Raw genomic sequence first — 19522 nt, 5'->3', positions numbered from 1 at the left:
CGTCCGCCTCGGCCCGTCGTGGGCCGGCCCGGCCCACGCCGGGGTCGGCTGCCGCGCCGGCCGCCGCCCCCGGCGCTTGCGGTCAGCCGCTGCGTCGGCGCAGGGTGGCCGCCGCGAGCACCAGCGCCAGCACCACCGCGCCGAACACCACGGCGACGTCGCGCCACATCCGACCGGTCGGTTCGGCGTGGGCGCCGACCTCCTGCAACGCCTCGATGGCGTACGACAGGGGGAAGGCGTCACTGAGCGCCTGGAGCCAGCCGGCCATCTGGTCGCGGGCCACGAACAGCCCGCAGAGCAGCAACTGGGGGACCACCACGACTGGCAGGAACTGTACTGCCTGGAACTCGGTGCGCGCGAAGGCACTGCACAGCAGCCCCAGGGCGACGCCGAGCACGGCGTCGAGCACGGCGATCCCGAGCACCAGCCCGATGCTGCCGGCGGTCTCCAGATCGAAGACCCAGTACGCCACCGCGGCGGCGACGGCGGCCTGCACGGCGGCGGCCAGCCCGAACGCGATGCCGTACCCGAAGAGCAGGTCGAGCTTGCCCAGCGGTGTGGTGAGCAGCCGCTCCAGCGTGCCCGAGGTGCGTTCCCGCAGCATGGCGATGCTGGTCACCAGAAACATGATCACGAAGGGGAAGATGCCGAGCATCACCAGCGCGATCCGGTCGAAGGTGGTCGGCTGGCCGGGCGGGGTCGGCTGGTCGGCGTACATGAAGTAGACCAGGGTGAGCAGGACGGCCGGCACCACCACGAGGAGCGCGATGGTCCGCCGGTCGTGCCGGAGCTGACGCAGGATGCGGCCGGTGGTGGCGGCGAGGATTCGCGGGTTCATGCTGTCTCCCGTGCGGCTGTCGCGTCGGTGCTGGTGGCGGCGGTCTCGCCGGCCCGGATGAGCCGCAGGAACGCCTCGTCGAGGTCGTCCACGCCGGCGGCGGCGCGGATCGCGGCCGGGCTGTCGTCGGCGATCAACCGACCCTGGCGGATCAACAGCAGTTGGTCGCAGCGCGCCGCCTCGTCCATCACGTGGCTGGACACCAGCAGGGTGGTGCCGGCGGCGGCCATCGCGTGGAACCGGGCCCACAGGTCGGCCCGCAGAACCGGGTCCTGGCCGACTGTCGGCTCGTCGAGGATGACCAGTTCCGGCTCCCCGACCAGGGCGCACGCCAGCGAGGCTCGGCTGCGTTGACCGCCGGAGAGGGTGCCGACCAGTTGACCAGCGGCCTCGGCCAGCCCGACGTCGCTGATCGCCCGGTCGGCCTCGACGCGCCCACGCCCGTACAGGGCCGCGAAGTAGCGGGCGTTCTCCCGGACGGTCAGGTCGGCGTAGACACTCGGTGCCTGGGTCAGGTAGCCCACCCGGTTTCGCAGCGCGGGGGTGCCCGCCGGTTGACCGAGCACGGTGACCGTCCCGCCGCTGACCAGCTGCACCCCGACCACCGCCCGCATGAACGTGGTCTTGCCACTGCCGCTGGGGCCGAGCAGCCCGGTGACCGCGCCACGCGGGACCCGGCAGCTGATGCCGTCCAGCACCCGCCGCCCACCCCGGTCCACGACCAGGTCTCGGACGGCTATCGCATCGTCCATCACGCACCTCCACAGAAACTCATCATCTGTTGAACTCAACGCTAGATGAAATACCGCGTCGGGCGCAACGCCCGCGCCGGTGTCCGGCTGCCGACCCTCGCGCGGAGCGCGAGAACGGGCAGTAGGCTCCGGACCGGACACGAAGTCCGCCAACGGGCATTGCGCGCTGATCGGACGTACGGCACGATGGCGCGGTGGGTCACGCTCCGTTACCGGATAGCGGTTTTCTTGAGGATTGGGCCGCGCGGTTGCGGCAGGCCGCCGAGCGGCCGGTCGTCGGCATCCTGTTGCGCGGCAGCCACGCCCGCCGCGCCGCCACCGCGCACAGCGACGTCGACCTGGACGTGTTGGTCGGCGGCGCCCCGTACGCGGCCCGCCGGGCCTACCTGGCCGAGTCCGCAGGCCAGGTCACTCACGTCTCGGTGGCCGCCCGGGACGTCCGGTCCTGGGTGCACCGACTCGGCGAACCGGCCGACTGGGCCTTCGGGCTGCCGGTCACCGCGCCGGCGCGGCTGCTCTGGGCCGACCCGCACTGGCGGCCCCGGATCGACCTGCCGGTGCTCTGCCAGCCCGCCGAACCACCCCGACTGGAAGAAATGATCGCCACGCTGGGTAAGGCCGCTGCCGCCCGCGCGGCCAGCGACCGCCTCGGGGTCCGGCTCGCCGTCGCCGACCTGGCGCGGCTCTGCCCCTCGGTGCTGCGCCCGGCCAACCCCTCCGTGCGGGTCCACTCCCGCCGGGCGGCCTTCGCGGCGGCCCTGGAACTGCCGGTGGCCCCACCCGGCTACCGGACGGACATGCTGCTCTGCCTCGGGCTGCGCCCAGGCGCCACCGGGCAGCTCTGGGCCGCCGCCGTACGGCTGGTCGCCGGCACGCTGCCGCTGATCCGGCCGTACGCCGAGGAGATCGCCGACACGGCCGGCGCTGACCTGGCCGCCGCCCTGGTCGACGGCCGGCTGGACCGCTACGTCGCCCAGCTGGCCCGGCCGGCCGGGCCCCCGCCGCAGTCCAGGCCCGTGTCGCAGCCCCGGCTCTCGGGGCCTCCGCCGCAGCCCTGGCGGGAGCGGTCGGCGGTGCCCGCGCCGCGTGCGGGAGAATTGTTGACTGTGCCCGTACCTGACCCGCCGGTGACCGGCGTACCCAGCGATCCGAACGAGCTGGCCGCGCCCGTGCCGGCGCGCCCGTCGCGGCTCGACCCGGCCATCGCGGCCCAGCTGCGCCGCACCGCCGACGGTCTCGTTGCCGCGGTGGTGCGCGCGCACGACTCCGGTGAGGTGCTGATGGTCGCCTGGATGGACGACGAGGCGCTGCACCGCACCCTCACCACCGGTCGGGCCACCTACTGGTCGCGCAGCCGCCGCGAATACTGGGTAAAGGGCGCCACGTCCGGGCACCACCAGTACGTGCGGTCGGTCGCCCTGGACTGCGACGGGGACGCGCTGCTGGTGAGCGTCGACCAGGTCGGCGCGGCCTGCCACACCGGGCACCGGACCTGCTTCTTCACCGAGCTGCCCGTCACCGGGACGGAGGCGCACCAATGACCGACGGCACCCTCAGCCCCGACCTGGCCACCTTCACCGCGCTGGCCGCCGACTGGCGGGTGGTGCCGGTCACCCGGCGACTGCTGGCCGACGCGGAGACCCCGGTCGGGGTCTACCGGAAGCTGGCCGGTGGACCGGGCACGTTCCTGTTGGAATCGGCCGAGCAGGGCGTCGGCTCGGCCGGCATGGCCTGGTCGCGGTACTCGTTCATCGGCGTACGCAGCAGCGCGACCCTGATCGAGCGCGACGGCGTGGCGACCTGGCTGGGCCAGCCGCCGGCCGGGCTGAGCACCGAGGGTGACCCGGTGCGGATGCTGCGGGAGACGGTGGCCGCGCTGGCCGGCCCGGTCGGGGACCCGTCCGACGGTCTGCCGCCGCTGACCGGGGGCATGGTCGGCTACCTCGGCTACGACCTGATCCGACGCTTCGAGCGGTTGCCCGAGCTGACCGAGGACGACCTGGGCGTCCCGGAGCTGGGCATGATGCTCGCCACCGACCTGGTGGTGCTCGACCACTACGACGGCTCGGCGATCCTGGTCGCCAACGCGGTGCTGCCTCCGTTGGACGCCCCGGACCGCGCCCCGCAGGTCGCCGCCGCCTACCACCACGCCGTGGGCCGGTTGGACGCGATGACCACGGCGCTGTCCCGGCCCATCCCGCCGATGATCTCCACGGTCGAGCGTCCGCCGGCCGGCGAGGTGCTCTGCCGTACGCCGGACGGCGGCTACCCGAAGGCGGTGGAGGCGGCCAAGGAGGCGATCCGGGCCGGTGAGTGCTTCCAGATCGTGCTCTCCCAGCGCTTCGAGCGGACGACCCACGCCGATCCGCTGGACGTCTACCGGGTGCTGCGCACCAGCAACCCCAGCCCGTACATGTACCTGCTGCGCTTCGACGGGTTCGACATCGTCGGCTCGTCCCCGGAGGCGCACCTGAAGGTCACCGGGGCCACCGACGGGCGCCGACGGGCGTTGTTGCACCCGATCGCCGGCACCCGGCCGCGGGGCGGCACTCCCGCCGCCGACGCCGCGCTCGCCGCCGAGCTGCTCGCCGACCCGAAGGAACGGGCCGAGCACGTGATGCTGGTCGACCTCGGTCGCAACGACCTGGGTCGGGTCTGTCAGCCCGGCAGCGTGGAGGTGCCCGAGTTCGCCACCATCGAGCGGTACAGCCACGTCATGCACATCGTCTCCACAGTCACCGGCACGCTGCGTGACGACCAGAGCGCCTTCGACGCGCTGGCCGCGACCTTCCCGGCCGGCACGCTCTCCGGGGCGCCCAAGGTGCGCGCCATGGAGATCATCGAGGAGTTGGAGCCGGTCCGTCGTGGCCTCTACGGCGGCACCGTCGGCTACTTCGGCTTCGGTGGCGACCTGGACATGGCGATCGTCATCCGGACCGCGCTCATCCGCGACGGTCGCGCCTACGTCCAGGCCGGGGCGGGTGTGGTCGCCGACTCGGACCCGGCCGCCGAGGACCAGGAGACGCGCAACAAGGCCGCGGCCGTGCTGGCCGCGATCGCGGCCGCCGAAACCCTCCGGCCCGCCCGGTGAGCGCGAGGAGTGCAGCGAAGCGGAGCCCCGCAGTCGCGAACGAAGGACCAGTTCGGTGAGCGCGAGGAGTGCAGCGAAGCGGAGCCCCGCAGTCGCGAACGAACGGACGGACGCGTGAGTGGCGGGGAGCGGTCCGTCGTGGGCCGGCGCGCGTTGACGTACGCCGTGCTGCTCTGCCTGGCCGGTGCGGGCCTGGCGCTGTGGGCCGCGACGCGTAGCTGGTCGGTCGAGCTGACGGTACGTCCGGCGCCGCTGCCGCCGGTGCGTGACACCCGCAGCGGTGCGAGTCTGCTGCCCTGGCTGCCGGCGTTGGCCCTGGTGACCTTGGCCGGGGGTGGCGCGGTGCTGGCCACCCGGGGCCGCCTGCGTCGGGTGCTCGGGGTGTTGCTCGGCCTGCTCGGGCTGGCCGTTGCGGTCGGCGGCGGCTATGGGCTCGTAGCCGACGTGGGTGGCGCGGTGAGCCGGCAGTGGCCGGCGCTCTGCCTGCTCGGCGGCCTGCTGGCCGCCGTGGGTGGCTGGTGGACGGCGATGCGTGGCGGTGACTGGCCGGCGATGGGCGCCCGGTACGAGCGTCCGGCGCGGACCGCTCGGGAGGCCGCGTCGGCGCAGAGCGACCCGGCCGGGCCGCCGACGCCGTTGGCGGGGCGGCGGACCACCGAGGCGTGGGACGCGATGGACCGGGGCGAGGACCCCACTGGCGACTGACACGGCGGCCGACTGACGTGTGGCCACAGCGGCCGGCGGGCGGTCAGCCGACCGGCTGGCGCTCCCACTGGGCGCGGCTACTGACGGCGCGGGCGGCGGTCAGCTCGGCGACCAGGCGGTTCAGCTCGGCGCGTTGGTCGGCGCGGGCCCGGTCGGCGCAGACCGCCTCCCAGGCGTTGCCCCGGGCCGTCCGCATCCGTCCCTCGCCCACCACGGCGCGTTCCACGCTGTGCACCACGCCGACGGCGAGCGACGCCACAGTCCGCGAGATGGTGGTCAGTCCGATGGTCGGTTGCGGCTCGGAAATGCTCATGGTCACCTCGCACGAGGAGTTGCTGCGGTTGGGGCAGGCGCGCCATCGAGTCTGCCCGAGGACGATGCTCGCCGGTCGACGTTTCGCCGCGGTGACCGCCCGGTCAACTGTCTCGCCTCGGCCGTGACCAGGCACCGTCCGTTTGGCCTTGAGCTTGCTCACAGCATCGACCGCCATCGTTGCGGTCGGGCGCGGAGGGGGAACTGGTGGCATGATCGATGGATCGGCCCGGTCTGACTGCGGCCGCCAGGCTCCATACCGCGTGACGGTGGTCGATACCGGAGGTGGCGCTGCGTGACAACCCCTTCACGGCAAGTCGGCCATTATGCCGCAGCCCTTTTCGTGAGCAGCGCCATACCCCCGGCATTCGGTGTCGGTCGGCTGCCCCTAGCATCGGCCCATGACGCCCGGAGAGGGGAGTCCGTTCGTGACTGCTGAGCATGCGCACGCGGAGGGGGACGAGGCCGGCCAGGCAGCGTCCGTAAGCGTGCTCGACGAGATTCTGGCTGGCGTGCGTGAAGACGTCGCCCGGCGCCAGGAGCAGGTTCCGCTGGAGCGGATCCGTGAACTGGCAGCGGCTGCGCCGCCGCCCATGGACGCGTACGCCGCGCTGCGCAAGCCCGGCGTGGCCGTAATCGCCGAGGTGAAGCGCTCGTCGCCGTCCAAGGGCCGGCTGGCCGAGATCGCCGATCCGGCCGACCTCGCGGTCGACTACGCGGCAGGTGGGGCGCGGGCGATCAGCGTGCTGACCGAGGGCCGCTGGTTCGGCGGTTCGCTGGACGACCTGGCGGCCGTCCGTGCCGCGGTCACCGTGCCGGTGCTGCGTAAGGACTTCGTGGTCTCCAGTTATCAGATCCACGAGGCCCGCGCGCACGGCGCCGACCTGGTCCTGCTGATCGTCGCCGCACTCGAGCAGAACGTCCTGATGGGCCTGCTGGAGCGGATCGAGTCGCTGGGCATGACCGCTCTGGTCGAGGTGCACGACGAGGAAGAGGCCGACCGCGCGCTGGAGGCCGGCGCGCAGGTGATCGGGGTCAACGCTCGTGACCTGCGTACCCTGGAGGTCGACCGGTCTGTGTTCGAGCGGATCGCGCCGGGCCTGCCCAGCAGCGTCGTCAAGATCGCCGAATCCGGCGTTCGTGGCCCGCACGACCTGATCCGGTACGCCTCCGCGGGCGCCGACGCGGTCCTCGTGGGCGAGGGCCTGGTCACCCAGAAGAGCCCCCGCGAGGCGGTCGCCGAGTTGGTCAACGCCGGCAACCACCCGGCAACGCCCCGGCCGGTGCGCTGACCCCGCGCCGGTCTGACGTCCCACCGAGAGGATTCCCGATGAGCGCCGACGCGCTGGCCCCGGTGGCCGGCCCGCAGCCCGACTCCGCCGGCCACTTCGGCCGCTTCGGCGGTCGGTTCGTTCCCGAGGCCCTGGTGGCCGCGCTGGACGAGCTCGACGGGGCGTGGCGTACGGCGATGGCGGACGAGTCCTTCCGGGCCGAGTTCGGCGCGCTGCTGCGCGACTACGCCGGGACCCCCTCGCTGCTCTACGAGGCCCGGCGGTTCTCCGCGAAGGTCGGCGCGCGGGTGCTGCTCAAGCGCGAGGACCTCAACCACACGGGTGCGCACAAGGTGCGCAACGTGCTCGGCCAGGCGCTGCTCACCAAGCGGATGGGCAAGACCCGGGTGATCGCGGAGACCGGCGCCGGCCAGCACGGTGTCGCCACGGCGACCGCCGCCGCCCTGTTCGACCTGGAGTGCGTGGTCTACATGGGCCAGGTCGACACCGAGCGGCAGGCGCTCAACGTGGCCCGGATGCGGATGCTCGGCGCCACTGTCGTCCCGGTCACCAACGGTTCGCGCACCCTCAAGGACGCGATGAACGAGGCGATGCGCGACTGGGTGGCCAACGTCGACGAGACGCACTACCTGATCGGCACCGCCGCGGGCCCCCACCCGTTCCCGGCGATGGTGCGCGACTTCGTGCGGGGCATCGGTGACGAGGCCCGTCAGCAGTGCCTGGACCTCACCGGTGGGCTCCCGGACGCCGTCACCGCCTGCGTCGGCGGCGGCTCCAACGCGCTCGGCATCTTCCACGCCTTCGTGGGCGACGAGGCAGTGCGGCTGTACGGCTTCGAAGCCGGCGGCGACGGGGTGGCCACCGGTCGGCACGCGGCGAGCATCACCGGCGGGTCCGCCGGGGTGCTGCACGGCACCCGCACGTTCGTACTTCAGGACGCCGACGGGCAGACCCTGGAGTCGCACTCGATCTCCGCCGGCCTGGACTATCCGGGCGTCGGGCCCGAGCACGCGTGGCTGCACGACACCGGCCGGGCGAACTACCTGCCGATCACCGATGACGAGGCGATGGCCGCGTTCGAGCTGCTCTGCCGCACCGAGGGCATCATCCCGGCGATCGAGAGCGCGCACGCGCTCGCCGGCACCGTCGCGCTGGCCCCGAAGCTCGCCGCGGAGCTGGGCCGGGAGCCCACCATCGTGGTCAACCTCTCCGGGCGGGGCGACAAGGACGTGCACACCGCCGGCGACTACTTCGGCATCCTCGACAAGGAGCGGTGAGATGAGCCGGATCGGGGTGGCCTTCGACAAGGCCCGCGCCGACGGACGGGCACTGCTGGTCGGCTGCATGCCGGCCGGTTTCCCCACCGTCGAGGGCAGCATCGCCGCGATGACCGCAATGGTCGAGGCCGGCGTCGACGTGATCGAGGTGGAGATCCCCTACTCCGACCCGGTCATGGACGGGCCGGTGATCCAGCGCGCCAGTGACATCGCGCTGGCCGGGGGCGTACGCACCGCGGACACGATGCGCATCATCGAGGCGGTGGCGGCCACCGGCGCCCCGGTGGTCACCATGACCTACTGGAACCCGGTCGAGCGGTACGGCGTGGACGTCTTCGCCCGTGACCTCGCCTCCGCCGGCGGCACCGGCCTGATCACCCCGGACCTCATCCCCGACGAGGCCGACGAGTGGCTGGCCGCCTCGGACGCGCACGGGCTGGACCGCACGTTCCTGGTCTCGCCGTCGTCCACCGACGCCCGGCTGGCGATGACTGTGCAGCACTGCCGCGGCTTCGTCTACGCGACCGCGGTGATGGGGGTGACCGGCGCCCGGGCGCGTACCTCCGACGCCGCCCCGACGCTGGTCTCCCGGGCCCGCGCGGTCACCGACCTGCCGATCGGTGTCGGCCTGGGGGTGGGCACCGGCGCGCAGGCCGGCACCGTCGCCGGTTACGCCGACGGGGTGATCGTGGGCAGCGCGCTGGTCAGGTGTGTGCTCGACGCGCCCACCGAGGCCGAAGGGCTGGCCGCCCTGCGTACGCTCAGCGCCGAACTCGCCGAGGGTGTCCGTAACCCCACCCGCTGAGCCCGGCCTGTCCGCGACCACGCGGCGGACCTCGGGACGGTTGCGGCTCGTCAGGGGTGCAGGGACGACGGGTCCGCCGCCTCGCCGCGTTGCTCCGGTGGCTGCCCCGCCCCCGGATGCCCGTCGTGGCCGGTCCTCGGCCGCCGCGCGTCCTGGTCGGTTGCCGGCTGGCCGTCCTCGGCTGGGCGAGCGGCCGGCAGCGGCGCGGGGGTGACGGTGCCGGGCACGCAGGGGACGTCGCGGAGCACGCCGGAGCGGCCGGCCGTCGCGTCGGTGACGGCGGCCCGGGTGAGCGGGGTGACCACCTCGGGCAGCGCGTCGGGGGAGTGCCAGGACAACCGGCAGCCCGGCGGTGGATCGCCGGCGGGTCGGACCCCGGCCGCGCGGGCCCGGAACACGTGCACGAGGACGTCCGGCAGCGGCCCGGCGCGCCCGGCGGCGGCGTCTCCCGGAGGGACGCTCAGGTGGTAGACCCCGACCAGGTCGATCACCTCGATGTCCCAGCCGGTCTCCGCGCGGATGTCCCGTAGCGCCGCCCCTACCGGGCCCTCGGCGGGGCGCAGCCGTCCGCCGGGCAACGCGTAGCGGCGGGCGCCGCGACCCTGCTGGCAGAGCAGCACCCGACCGGTGTCGTCGGTGACGACCGCGGCGACCGCCCAGGTGAGCGCGCTCATGGACAAAGAGCCTACGGCGGCGCAAACCAGAAGTCACCGGGATGCGCCCTCCGGCGGCCCGGGGTGCCGCTACGGGGGTGTGCAGCGGTAGCGTGTGCACCCGTGACCCTCGCCTCGCTCTCCCCCCAGGCGGCCCTGCCCAGCCCCAGCACCGCGGTCTGGCAGCTCGGGCCGGTGCCGATCCGGGCCTACGCGCTCTGCATCATCGCCGGCATCGTGCTGGCCTGCTGGGTGACGGAGCGCCGGCTGCGGCAGCGCGGCGTCGCGCCCGGCGCGGTGCTCGACATCGCCGTCTGGGCGGTGCCCGCCGGCATCATCGGCGCCCGGATCTACCACGTGGTCACCTCACCGGAGAAGTACTTCGGCGCCGGCGGGGACCCGATGAAGGCGTTCGCCATCTGGGAGGGCGGTCTCGGCATCTGGGGCGCCGTCGCCGGTGGCGCGGTCGGTGCCTGGATCGCGGCCCGACAGCTCGGCATTCCGTTCGGCGTGGTGGCCGACGCGCTGGCCCCCGGGCTGCCGCTGGCCCAGGCCGTCGGTCGGATCGGCAACTGGTTCAACAACGAGCTCTTCGGTGGCCGGACCACACTGCCGTGGGGTCTGGAGATCCACCGGATGGACCCGGACAACCCCGGGCACGCGCTGCGCGACGACGCCGGCCAGCCGATCCTCGAACCGGGTCTCTACCAGCCGACATTCCTCTACGAGGCGCTGTGGAACCTCGGCGTCGTGGCTCTGGTCCTCATCCTCGACCGCCGGCTGAAGCTGGGCCGGGGCCGGGCGTTCGCGCTCTACGTGATGGGTTACACCGTCGGCCGGTTCTGGATCGAGCTGATGCGCACCGACGAGGCCAACCAGATCCTCGGCGTCCGGCTCAACGTCTGGACCGCCGCCCTGGTCTTCCTCGGCGCCCTCATCTACTTCGTACGCGTGCGTGGCCCTCGGGACTACCTGATCCCGCTCGGCCCGGCGGCGACGACGACCCCGCCCCCCACGTCCGACCTGTCCCAGGTCGACCTCTCCGAGCGGGAGACCCCCAGCCGGGCCGCCGCGCCGGAGGGCTACCGGGTGGTGAGCGAGGAGCAGTACGCCGCCTGGCAGGACACCGGCGTCGTACCGCCGGCGAACGACGACGACTCCCGCCCGGATGACGGCGAACAGTCCGACGACACGGCAGCTGCCGACCTCGGGTCGAGCGACGACGAGCCGGCGGACGATCCGTCCGCCGCTCGCACCGACCGGGCCGACGCCACGGGCGCGCGTCCCGCCGACCGGGACAGCTGAGCGGCACCGATGCGTAGCGCGGTGGTGGTCGGCGCAGGGGTCGGTGGCCTCGCGGTGGCCGGCGCGCTGGCCCGTTCCGGCTGGCAGGTCACAGTGTTGGAACGCGCCGAACGGGTCCGCCCCGAGCCGACCGCAGTGGTGCTCTGGCCCAACGGCGTGCGCGCGCTCCAGGCACTCGGCCTCGGCGCCGGCCTGGCCGCCATCGCCACCCCGTTGCCCGACGGCGGGGTCCGTCGCCCGGACGGGCACTGGCTCGTGCAGCCCCGGCCGATCCCGGCCGACCGGATGCCGGTGGTGGTGCACCGCGAGGATCTGCACGACGCGCTGATCGCCGGCCTCGGCGAGCGGGTCGAGTTGCGGACCGGGGTGACAGTGCGCCACGTCCGTGTCGAGCCGGGCGAGCGGCCGGGAGTCAGCGACGGGCGGCAGACCATCGAGGCCGACCTGGTGGTGGCCGCCGACGGCACGGACAGCGGCATCCGCCGCCAACTCGCGCCCGAGTCCCGGGTGGTCAGCTCCGGGTGCGCCGCCTGGCGGGCCGTCATCCCCTGGTACCAGGCACCCCGACTCCCCGACGATCAGCCGCTGGCCGGTGAGATTCTCGGCGCGGGTTACCGGTTCGTGGCCGCGTCGCTGGGCGAGCGCGGCTCCTCGGGCGGGTCCAGCCGGGGCGGCATCTACTGGGTGGCCACCGCCGCCGGCGCGCCCCGCCCGGAACCACCGGAGACCCAGCTCGCCCTGCTGCGCCGCTGGTACGCGGGCTGGCCCGCGCCGGTCGGCGCGCTGCTCGACGCCACCGACCCGGCCGACCTGGTCCAACAGGAGGTTCGCGAGCTGCGCCCGCTGCCCAAGGCGTATGGCTTTCCGGTCGGGCCCGGTGGGGTGGTGCTGCTCGGCGACGCGGCGCACGCCATGCCGCCGCACCTCGGGCAGGGCGCCTGCCTCGCGTTCGAGGACGCCGCCACGCTCGCGTCGCTGCTGCGGGAGGCCCGGCTGCCCGACGCCGTCCACGCGTACGACAGGGTGCGCCGCCCCCGGGCCGCGACGGTGGTCCGGCAGACCCGGCGGATGTCGGCGGTGCTCCAGACCCGGGGCCGGCTGGCGCTGCGCGCCCGGGACGCCGCACTCGGCACGATCAACTCCCGGCTGATCTCCGGCGCCGTCGCCTCCGCCGCCCAGTGGCGCCCACCGACCTGACCTCGGTCGCGGGGCACGTCAGTGGGGCGGGGCGGGTCAGGGGATGAGCGCGGCGGGTTCGGCGATGCAGGCGGTGCCGATCCGGCGGAAGCCGACCCGTAGGTAGACCCGCGCGATCTCCTCGCTGCCCGCGGAGAGGAAGACCAGCTCGGTGCCGGCCGCCAGCAGTTCCCGGGCCAGGGTGGCGGTGAGCGCGGCGCCCAGCCCGCGTCGTCGGGCGGACGGCAGGGTGGCCACCCCGGCGACCTCCGCGACGTCGTCGACCCGCATCGCCATGCCGCTGGCCAGCGCGCCCTCGGTCGGCGTGCCGGCGAGCGCGGAGATCCGTCGTCCGTCGGCGATCCGGGCGCGCTCCTCGTCGAGCGCGGCCAGTTCGAGTTCGGTGACGGCGGCGTCGCGTTCGGCCGGGCCGGCCTCGCCGGGCGCGGTGCCGGCGGCGGCGAATGCCACAGCTGCCACCGCACGCCGGGCGGCGACATCGGCGGCGAAGCCGGGGGAGTCCGCTGCCAGCACCCGCACCGCCGCGTCGGTGAGCGTCGACGGGTCGGGCAACGCGCTCGGGTCGAGCACCATCAGCGGCGCCTCCAGCACGCTGAGCCCCGCCGAGCGGGCCACCGCCAGCAGCGCGGGGTTCGTCTCGTGCACCCACTCGAAGGCCTCCGGCAGGCCCAGCTTCCGCTGGCGCTCGCGGACCGAGACCACGTCGGCCAGCGACGGCGGCTCGGTGGCGTCGATACGGGGGCGGGCGTAGAACGGCCAGCCGTCGCCTTCCCGGACGAACAGCACCAGGGAGCCATGCTCCTGCGCACCGGCGACGTCGCGGGGCACCGCGTCGTAGAAGCGTTCCAACCGGTCGAAGACATGCTTGTGTAGCGGATCCACCGCGCGAGACTACACGTCCCAGCCAGTGGACGGTGTGATCAATCTCGGGTGGCCGTGCGACCCCGGCCCTAACGTAGACTCAATAGACCCACGGGCCGACGTCGTCCCCACCATGATCCAACCTGAGTGACGACAGGAGGCCCGGTGGCTCAGCCGTACGCGGACACAGAACAGCCGCACCCACACAGCCCGCAGGCGTCCCCGACGCCCCACCTCCGTCCGTCCGCCCAGGGCCTCTACGACCCAGCGCAGGAGCACGACGCCTGCGGCGTGGCCTTCGTGGCGGACCTGCACGGCCGGCGTTCACACTCGGTCGTCGCCAACGGGCTCGGCGCGCTCTGTCGGCTGGACCACCGGGGCGCCCGCGGCGCGGAGCCGAACACCGGCGACGGCGCCGGCATCATGATCCAGGTGCCCGACGCGTTCCTGCGCGCGGTGGCCGACGTCGCGCTTCCCCCGGCGGGCGAGTACGCCACGGGGCTGGTCTTCCTTCCCGACGACGATGCCGCCGAGGCGCGTGCCCGTCGGGTGGTTGAAAAGTACGCAGTGGTCGAGGGCGCCGACCTGCTCGGCTGGCGGGACGTGCCGATCGACCCGAGTGACCTGGGCGAGACCGCCCTGGCGGCGATGCCCCGGGTCCGGCAGCTCTTCCTGGCCGCGCACCGCCTCACCGACGCGCCCGACGGGCCGGCCGGCTCCCCGCTGAGCGGCATCGAGCTGGACCGGGTGGCGTTCTGTCTGCGCAAGCAGGCCGAGCGGGAGACCGCTGAGCGCGGCGTGCCGGCGTACTTCCCGTCGCTGTCCAGCCGCACCATGGTCTACAAGGGCATGCTCACGCCCGACCAGTTGCCGGCGTTCTACCCGGACCTGCGCGACGAGCGGGTGGACAGCGCCATCGCGCTGGTGCACTCCCGCTTCTCCACAAACACCTTCCCGTCCTGGCCGCTGGCGCACCCGTACCGGTTCATCGCCCACAACGGCGAGATCAACACGATCCGGGGCAACCGCAACTGGATGCAGGCCCGCGAGGCGCTCCTGCGCTCGCCGAACGTGCCGGGCAACATCCGGCGGGTCTTCCCGGTCTGCACCCCCGCCGCCTCTGACTCGGCGAACTTCGACGAGGTCCTGGAGCTGCTGCACCTGGCCGGACGGAGCCTGCCGCACGCGGTGCTCATGATGATCCCCGAGGCCTGGGAGAACGACCCGGGGATGGACCCGGCCAAGCGCGCCTTCTACCGCTTCCACGCCAGCCTCATGGAGCCGTGGGACGGCCCGGCGTCGGTGGCCTTCACCGACGGCGAGATCGTCGGCGCGGTGCTGGACCGCAACGGGCTGCGCCCGGGGCGCTGGTGGCAGACCGACGACGGCCTCGTGGTGCTCGGCTCCGAGGCGGGCGTCCTCGACCTCGACCCGGCCCATGTGGTCGCCAAGGGGCGCCTCCAGCCGGGCCGGATGTTCCTGGTCGACACCGTGGCCGGGCGGATCGTGCACGACGAGGAGATCAAGTCCGAGTTGGCCGCCGCCCAGCCGTACGGCGAGTGGTTGCACGCCGGGCTGATCGAGCTGAACGACCTGCCGGCGCGCGAGCACACCGTCTACACGCACGACTCGGTGCGCCGCCGGCAGCAGACCTTCGGCTACACGGTGGAAGAGCTGAAGATCCTGCTCGGGCCGATGGCCCGCACCGGCGTCGAGCCGCTCGGCTCGATGGGTACGGACACCCCGATCGCGCCGTTGTCCACCCGGCCGCGGCTGCTCTACGACTACTTCCACCAGCTCTTCGCCCAGGTCACCAACCCGCCGCTGGACGCCATCCGCGAGGAGTTGGTGACCAGCCTTGCGTCGACCATCGGGCCGGAGGGCAACCTGCTCGACCCGGGCGCCGCGAGCTGCCGGCAGATCGTGCTCCCGCACCCGATCATCGACAACGACGAGCTGGCGAAGATCCTCTCCATCGACGAGGACGGCGACCTGCCCGGCTTCAAGGCGGTCCGGGTCTCCGGGCTGTACCGGATCCGGGAGGGCGCCGCCGGGATCAAGGCACGGCTGACCGAGATCTGCCGGCACGTCTCCGAGGCGATCGAGGACGGCGTACGCATCCTGGTGCTCTCCGACCGGGACTCCAACGCCGACCTGGCGCCTATCCCGTCGCTGCTGCTCACCGCCGCCGTGCACCAGCACCTGGTTCGCGAGCAGACCCGTACGCGGGCGGCGCTGATCGTCGAGTCCGGGGACTGCCGGGAGGTGCACCACGCGGCGGTGCTGATCGGTTACGGCGCGGCGGCGGTCAACCCGTACCTGGCGTTCGAGTCGGTGGAGGACATGATCCACACTGGCGCGCTGGCCGGAGTCGAGCCCGCCGCCGCGGTGCGCAACTACGCGAAGGCGCTCGGCAAGGGCGTCCTGAAGATCATGTCCAAGATGGGCATCTCGACGGTCTCCTCGTACTGCGGGGCGCAGGTCTTCGAGGCGGTCGGCCTGGACAGCCGGCTGGTCGAGCGCTACTTCCGGGGCACCCCCAGCCGCATCGGCGGGGTGGGTCTCGCCGGCGTGCACACCGAGGTGGCCGCCCGGCACGCGCTGGCCTGGCCGCCGGCCGGCACCGCCACCTCCGACCGGTTGGAGGTCGGTGGCGAGTACCAGTGGCGCCGCGAGGGTGAGCTGCACCTGTTCAACCCGGAGACGGTCTTCCTGCTGCAACACGCCACCCGCAGCCGGCAGTACGACGTCTTCCGGCAGTACACCGCCAAGGTCGACGCGCTCGCCGCGCAGGCCGGGTCGCTGCGCGGGCTGTTCACACTGCGCACCGGGGTCCGTCCGGCGGTGCCGATCGAGGAGGTCGAGCCGGCCACCGAGATCGTCAAGCGGTTCGCCACCGGCGCCATGTCGTACGGGTCGATCTCGGCGGAGGCGCACGAGACGCTCGCCATCGCCATGAACCGGCTCGGCGGCAAGTCCAACACCGGTGAGGGTGGCGAGGACGTCGAGCGGCTGCACGACCCGGCCCGCCGTTCGGCGGTCAAGCAGATCGCCAGCGGCCGCTTCGGTGTGACAAGCGAATACCTGGTCAACGCCGACGACCTCCAGATCAAGATGGCCCAGGGCGCCAAGCCGGGCGAGGGCGGTCAGCTGCCCGGCAACAAGGTGTGGCCGTGGATCGCCCGGACCCGGCACGCCACCCCCGGCGTGGGTCTGATCTCCCCGCCGCCGCACCACGACATCTATTCCATTGAGGACCTCGCCCAGTTGGTGCACGACCTGAAGTGCGTCAATCCGGCGGCCCGGGTGCACGTCAAGCTGGTCAGCGAGGTCGGCGTCGGCACCGTCGCCGCCGGGGTGGCGAAGCTCAAGGCGGACGTCATTTTGATCTCCGGCCACGACGGCGGCACGGGCGCCTCCCCGATGAACTCGCTCAAGCACGCCGGCACCCCGTGGGAGCTGGGGCTGGCCGAGGCGCAGCAGACGCTGTTGCTCAACAAGCTGCGCGACCGGGTCACCGTGCAGGTCGACGGCCAGCTCAAGACCGGCCGGGACGTGCTGGTCGCGGCGCTGCTCGGCGCGGAGGAGTTCGGCTTCGCGACCGCGCCGCTGATCGTCGAGGGCTGCGTGATGATGCGGGTCTGCCACCTGGACACCTGCCCGGTCGGCATCGCCACCCAGAACCCGGTGCTGCGGGAGCGCTTCACCGGCAAGCCGGAGTTCGTGGAGAACTTCTTCCTCTTCCTCGCCGAGGAGGTCCGGGGGTACCTGGCCGAGCTGGGTTTCTCCTCGATCGAGGAGGCGATCGGGCAGTCCGAGCTGCTCGACGTGGCCCCGGCGCTGACGCACTGGAAGGCGCACGGGTTGGACCTGGCACCCGTCCTGCACCTGCCGGAGCTGCCCGCCGGTGCAGCCCGACGCGGGGTCCGCGCGCAGGATCACGGCCTGGAGCAGGCGCTCGACAACGAGCTGATAGCGCTGGCCCGTCCGGCCCTGACGGACGGGGCACCGGTGCGTGTCGAGGTGGCGGTGCGCAACGAGCACCGCAGCGTCGGCGCGATGCTCGGCGGTGAGGTGACCCGTCGTTTCGGCGGCGCCGGCCTTCCCGAGGACACCATCGAGTTCGTGCTGCACGGCACGGCTGGGCAGTCGTTCGGCGCGTTCCTGCCGCGCGGGGTGACCCTGCGCCTGCACGGCGACGCCAACGACTACGTGGGCAAGGGCCTCTCCGGGGGTCGGCTCATCGTCCGCCCGGACGCCGCCGCGCCGTTCCTCGACCCGGACGCCGAGCCGGGGCAGCGGGCCGAGGATCAGATCATCGCCGGCAACACCATCCTGTACGGGGCCACGGCGGGGGAGGTCTTCCTGCGTGGCCGGGTGGGGGAGCGGTTCGCGGTGCGTAACTCCGGCGCGATCGCCGTGGTCGAGGGCGTCGGCGACCATGGCTGCGAGTACATGACCGGCGGCACTGTGGTGGTGCTCGGCGCGACCGGCCGGAACTTCGCGGCCGGCATGTCCGGCGGTACGGCCTACGTGCACCACCTGGACCGGGCCCGGGTCAACGCGGAGCTGGTCGACCTGTTGCCGCTGGGCGAGCAGGAGCAGTCGCTGCTGCACGAGCTGGTCCAACGGCACGTGGCCGAGACCGGGTCGGCGGTCGCCGAGGAGCTGCTCAAGCGGTGGCCGGAGGCGGTGGCCGAGTTCACCGCTGTGGTACCCAGCGACTACCGCCGGGTGCTGGAGATCATGCGGGCCGCCGAAGCAGCCGGCCGCGACGTCGACGACGCGGTGATGGGCGCGCTCAGCGCCACCGCCGCGCCGGTGCCGCCCGCCCCGCGGGTGGCTGCCCAGGAGGTGGCACGTGCCTGACCCGAACGGTTTCCTGCGCTACGACCGGCAACTGCCGGCCCGCCGCCCGGTGCCGGTGCGGATCAGTGACTGGCGGGAGGTGTACCCGCCGGCCGGCGAGGAGTTGGTCCGTGAGCAGGCCACCCGATGCATGGACTGCGGCATCCCGTTCTGTCACGACGGCTGCCCGCTGGGCAACCGCATCCCGGACTGGAACGACCTGGTGCGTACCGGCAACTGGGACGCCGCTGTGGAGTCGCTGCACGCCACCAACAACTTCCCGGAGTTCACCGGCCGGCTCTGCCCGGCGCCCTGCGAGGCGGCCTGCGTGCTCGGCATCTCCGGCGGTCAACCGGTGACCATCAAGCAGGTCGAGGTGGAGATCGCCGACGCCGCCGCGGCGCGCGGGTTCACCCCCCGCCCGGTGCCGGCGCCGTCGGGCCGGTCGGTCGCCGTCGTCGGCTCCGGGCCCGCCGGCCTCGCCGCCGCGCAGCAGTTGGCCCGCGCCGGTCACGCGGTGACGGTGTACGAACGCGACGACGCGATCGGTGGCCTGCTCCGGTACGGCATTCCCGACTTCAAGTTGGAGAAGCGACACATCGACGCCCGGCTGACCCAGCTCACCGCCGAGGGGGTGCGCTTCCGCACCGGTGTGAACGTCGGGGTGGACGTCACCGCCGAGCAGTTGCGCGCCGAGCACGACGCGGTGCTGCTGGCCGCTGGGGCGTTGCAGGGCCGGGACACCCCGGAGACCCCGGGGCGGGCGCTTCGGGGCGTACACCAGGCGATGGCGCACCTGGTCGCGGCGAATCGCGCGGTCGCCACCGCGGCCACCGACCAGGCCGGCGTGGTGGCCACCGGTGAGCGCCGGCTGGCGCGGGCGGTGTTGCCGGACGGCACCCCGATCGACGCCGCCGGCAAGCACGTGCTGATCATCGGTGGCGGTGACACGGCGGCCGACTGTCTCGGCGTCGCGCACCGCCAGGGCGCCGCGGGCGTGCACCAGCTCGACCTGTACCCGCAGCCGCCGCAGGAGCGCGACGAGGCTCGGGACCCGTGGCCGACCTGGCCGTGGGTGCTGCGCAGCTACCCGGCGCACGAGGAGGGTGGCGAGCGGGTCTTCGCCGTGGCGGTGCAGGAGTTCGTGGACGACGGCACCGGCCAGGTGCGGGCGGTGCGGATCGCCGAGGTGACAGTGGAGAAGCGCGACGGCCGGCGGGTCGTCACTGTGGTGCCGGGCTCCGAGCGGGAGCTGCCGGCCGATCTGGTGCTGCTGGCGATCGGCTTCGAGGGCACCGAGCAGCAGCCGCTGCTGGCCCAGTTCGGCGTGGCCCGCAACCCTCGGGGCGCCATCGACGCCCGCGACGACTGGCAGACCGACGCCGACGGGGTGTTCGTGGCCGGTGACATGCACCGGGGCGCCTCGTTGATCGTCTGGGCCATCGCCGAGGGGCGGGCGGTCGCCGCCGCCATCCACGGCTATCTGGGCGGTGTTGGTGCGTTGCCGGCCCCGGTGGGCCCGGCCGCGCAGGCCCTCGCCGCTCGCTGAGGTGCGGGCGTCCGGGGTCCGGCTCCGGGAGCCCCGC

The 19522-nt window shown here is 73.5% G+C and carries 15 protein-coding genes and 1 pseudogene; 11 read left to right on the top strand and 5 right to left on the bottom strand.

Annotated features, from left to right (window positions below; translation table 11 throughout):
* Nucleotides 1–82 precede the first annotated feature (82 nt).
* Both ABZS40_RS22525 and ABZS40_RS22520 read right to left on the bottom strand, forming a co-directional pair.
* Entirely contained in the window at nt 83–838 is a 756-nt protein-coding gene (locus tag ABZS40_RS22525) for an ABC transporter permease (protein WP_354945287.1), read from the bottom strand.
* The gene (locus ABZS40_RS22520; RefSeq protein WP_354945286.1) at nt 835–1590 is read right to left on the bottom strand and encodes an ABC transporter ATP-binding protein; all 756 of its coding nucleotides are present in this window, start codon (nt 1588–1590) and stop codon (nt 835–837) included. Before ABZS40_RS22520 ends, ABZS40_RS22525 begins: the two co-directional genes overlap by 4 nt.
* 596 nt (nt 1591–2186) lie before the next feature.
* On the opposite strand from ABZS40_RS22520, the pseudogene ABZS40_RS22515 reads away from it, so the two are divergent.
* The 4 genes and pseudogenes from ABZS40_RS22515 to ABZS40_RS22500 all read left to right on the top strand — a co-directional run.
* Nucleotides 2187–2471, top strand: a pseudogene (locus tag ABZS40_RS22515) (phosphoribosyl-AMP cyclohydrolase); the annotation flags it as partial.
* A gap of 225 nt (nt 2472–2696) precedes the next feature.
* A complete protein-coding gene (gene hisI, locus ABZS40_RS22510) occupies nt 2697–3131 on the top strand; it encodes a phosphoribosyl-AMP cyclohydrolase (RefSeq protein WP_354945344.1) in 435 nt (144 codons plus the stop codon).
* The gene (locus ABZS40_RS22505; protein WP_354945285.1) at nt 3128–4681 is read left to right on the top strand and encodes an anthranilate synthase component I; all 1554 of its coding nucleotides are present in this window, start codon (nt 3128–3130) and stop codon (nt 4679–4681) included. Before hisI ends, ABZS40_RS22505 begins: the two co-directional genes overlap by 4 nt.
* Before the next feature lie 114 nt (nt 4682–4795).
* A complete protein-coding gene (locus tag ABZS40_RS22500) occupies nt 4796–5386 on the top strand; it encodes a Trp biosynthesis-associated membrane protein (RefSeq protein WP_354945284.1) in 591 nt (196 codons plus the stop codon).
* A 43-nt stretch (nt 5387–5429) separates the two neighbouring features.
* On the opposite strand, the gene ABZS40_RS22495 is transcribed toward ABZS40_RS22500, so the two are convergent.
* A complete protein-coding gene (locus ABZS40_RS22495) occupies nt 5430–5699 on the bottom strand; it encodes a hypothetical protein (RefSeq protein WP_354945283.1) in 270 nt (89 codons plus the stop codon).
* 487 nt (nt 5700–6186) lie between these two features.
* Here ABZS40_RS22495 and trpC point away from each other — a divergent pair, with 487 nt between their 5' ends.
* From trpC to trpA, 3 genes are read left to right on the top strand one after another with little or no spacing between them, the layout of a single operon-like run.
* The gene (gene trpC, locus ABZS40_RS22490) at nt 6187–6990 is read left to right on the top strand and encodes an indole-3-glycerol phosphate synthase TrpC (RefSeq protein WP_030334428.1); all 804 of its coding nucleotides are present in this window, start codon (nt 6187–6189) and stop codon (nt 6988–6990) included.
* Between the two features lie 38 nt (nt 6991–7028).
* Complete coding sequence (gene trpB, locus ABZS40_RS22485) at nt 7029–8267, top strand: tryptophan synthase subunit beta (protein WP_354945282.1); 1239 nt, start codon at nt 7029–7031, stop codon at nt 8265–8267.
* A gap of 1 nt (nt 8268) precedes the next feature.
* Nucleotides 8269–9072: a tryptophan synthase subunit alpha gene (gene trpA / locus ABZS40_RS22480; protein ID WP_238680182.1), complete on the top strand. Its 804-nt coding sequence runs from the start codon at nt 8269–8271 to the stop codon at nt 9070–9072.
* Between the two features lie 50 nt (nt 9073–9122).
* On the opposite strand, the gene ABZS40_RS22475 is transcribed toward trpA, so the two are convergent.
* Entirely contained in the window at nt 9123–9746 is a 624-nt protein-coding gene (locus ABZS40_RS22475) for an NUDIX hydrolase (protein ID WP_354945281.1), read from the bottom strand.
* Between the two features lie 102 nt (nt 9747–9848).
* On the opposite strand from ABZS40_RS22475, the gene lgt reads away from it, so the two are divergent.
* Together lgt and ABZS40_RS22465 are read left to right on the top strand one after the other, a co-directional pair.
* Complete coding sequence (gene lgt, locus ABZS40_RS22470) at nt 9849–11030, top strand: prolipoprotein diacylglyceryl transferase (RefSeq protein WP_354945280.1); 1182 nt, start codon at nt 9849–9851, stop codon at nt 11028–11030.
* Nucleotides 11031–11039: 9 nt separating this feature from the next.
* Nucleotides 11040–12227: an FAD-dependent monooxygenase gene (locus ABZS40_RS22465; RefSeq protein WP_354945279.1), complete on the top strand. Its 1188-nt coding sequence runs from the start codon at nt 11040–11042 to the stop codon at nt 12225–12227.
* Between the two features lie 36 nt (nt 12228–12263).
* Here the strand turns inward: ABZS40_RS22465 and ABZS40_RS22460 are convergent, their stop codons facing one another.
* Complete coding sequence (locus ABZS40_RS22460; RefSeq protein WP_354945278.1) at nt 12264–13109, bottom strand: GNAT family N-acetyltransferase; 846 nt, start codon at nt 13107–13109, stop codon at nt 12264–12266.
* Between the two features lie 144 nt (nt 13110–13253).
* Here ABZS40_RS22460 and gltB point away from each other — a divergent pair, with 144 nt between their 5' ends.
* Both gltB and ABZS40_RS22450 read left to right on the top strand, forming a co-directional pair.
* Nucleotides 13254–17957 carry a glutamate synthase large subunit gene (gene gltB, locus ABZS40_RS22455; RefSeq protein WP_354945277.1) on the top strand — a complete coding sequence of 1568 codons (4704 nt, stop codon included), beginning with the start codon at nt 13254–13256 and terminating at the stop codon, nt 17955–17957.
* Nucleotides 17950–19485 (top strand): glutamate synthase subunit beta, encoded by a 1536-nt coding sequence (locus ABZS40_RS22450; RefSeq protein ID WP_354945276.1) that lies wholly within the window; start codon nt 17950–17952, stop codon nt 19483–19485. Before gltB ends, ABZS40_RS22450 begins: the two co-directional genes overlap by 8 nt.
* Nucleotides 19486–19522 lie beyond the last annotated feature (37 nt).

Source organism: Micromonospora sp. NPDC005324 (assembly GCF_040607155.1).
GTDB lineage: Bacteria > Actinomycetota > Actinomycetes > Mycobacteriales > Micromonosporaceae > Micromonospora > Micromonospora trifolii.
The sequence above is the reverse complement of the archived record's forward strand: the minus strand, read 5'-3'. Positions and strand labels throughout refer to the sequence as shown.

Coding starts and splice junctions, on each gene's coding strand:
- ABZS40_RS22520 (WP_354945286.1), bottom strand. CDS start 1,590: ATGGACGATGCGATAGCCGTCCGAGACCTGGTCGTGGACCGGGGTGGG.
- ABZS40_RS22475 (WP_354945281.1), bottom strand. CDS start 9,746: ATGAGCGCGCTCACCTGGGCGGTCGCCGCGGTCGTCACCGACGACACC.
- ABZS40_RS22525 (WP_354945287.1), bottom strand. CDS start 838: ATGAACCCGCGAATCCTCGCCGCCACCACCGGCCGCATCCTGCGTCAG.
- ABZS40_RS22505 (WP_354945285.1), top strand. CDS start 3,128: ATGACCGACGGCACCCTCAGCCCCGACCTGGCCACCTTCACCGCGCTG.
- ABZS40_RS22495 (WP_354945283.1), bottom strand. CDS start 5,699: ATGAGCATTTCCGAGCCGCAACCGACCATCGGACTGACCACCATCTCG.
- trpB (WP_354945282.1), top strand. CDS start 7,029: ATGAGCGCCGACGCGCTGGCCCCGGTGGCCGGCCCGCAGCCCGACTCC.
- ABZS40_RS22465 (WP_354945279.1), top strand. CDS start 11,040: ATGCGTAGCGCGGTGGTGGTCGGCGCAGGGGTCGGTGGCCTCGCGGTG.
- trpA (WP_238680182.1), top strand. CDS start 8,269: ATGAGCCGGATCGGGGTGGCCTTCGACAAGGCCCGCGCCGACGGACGG.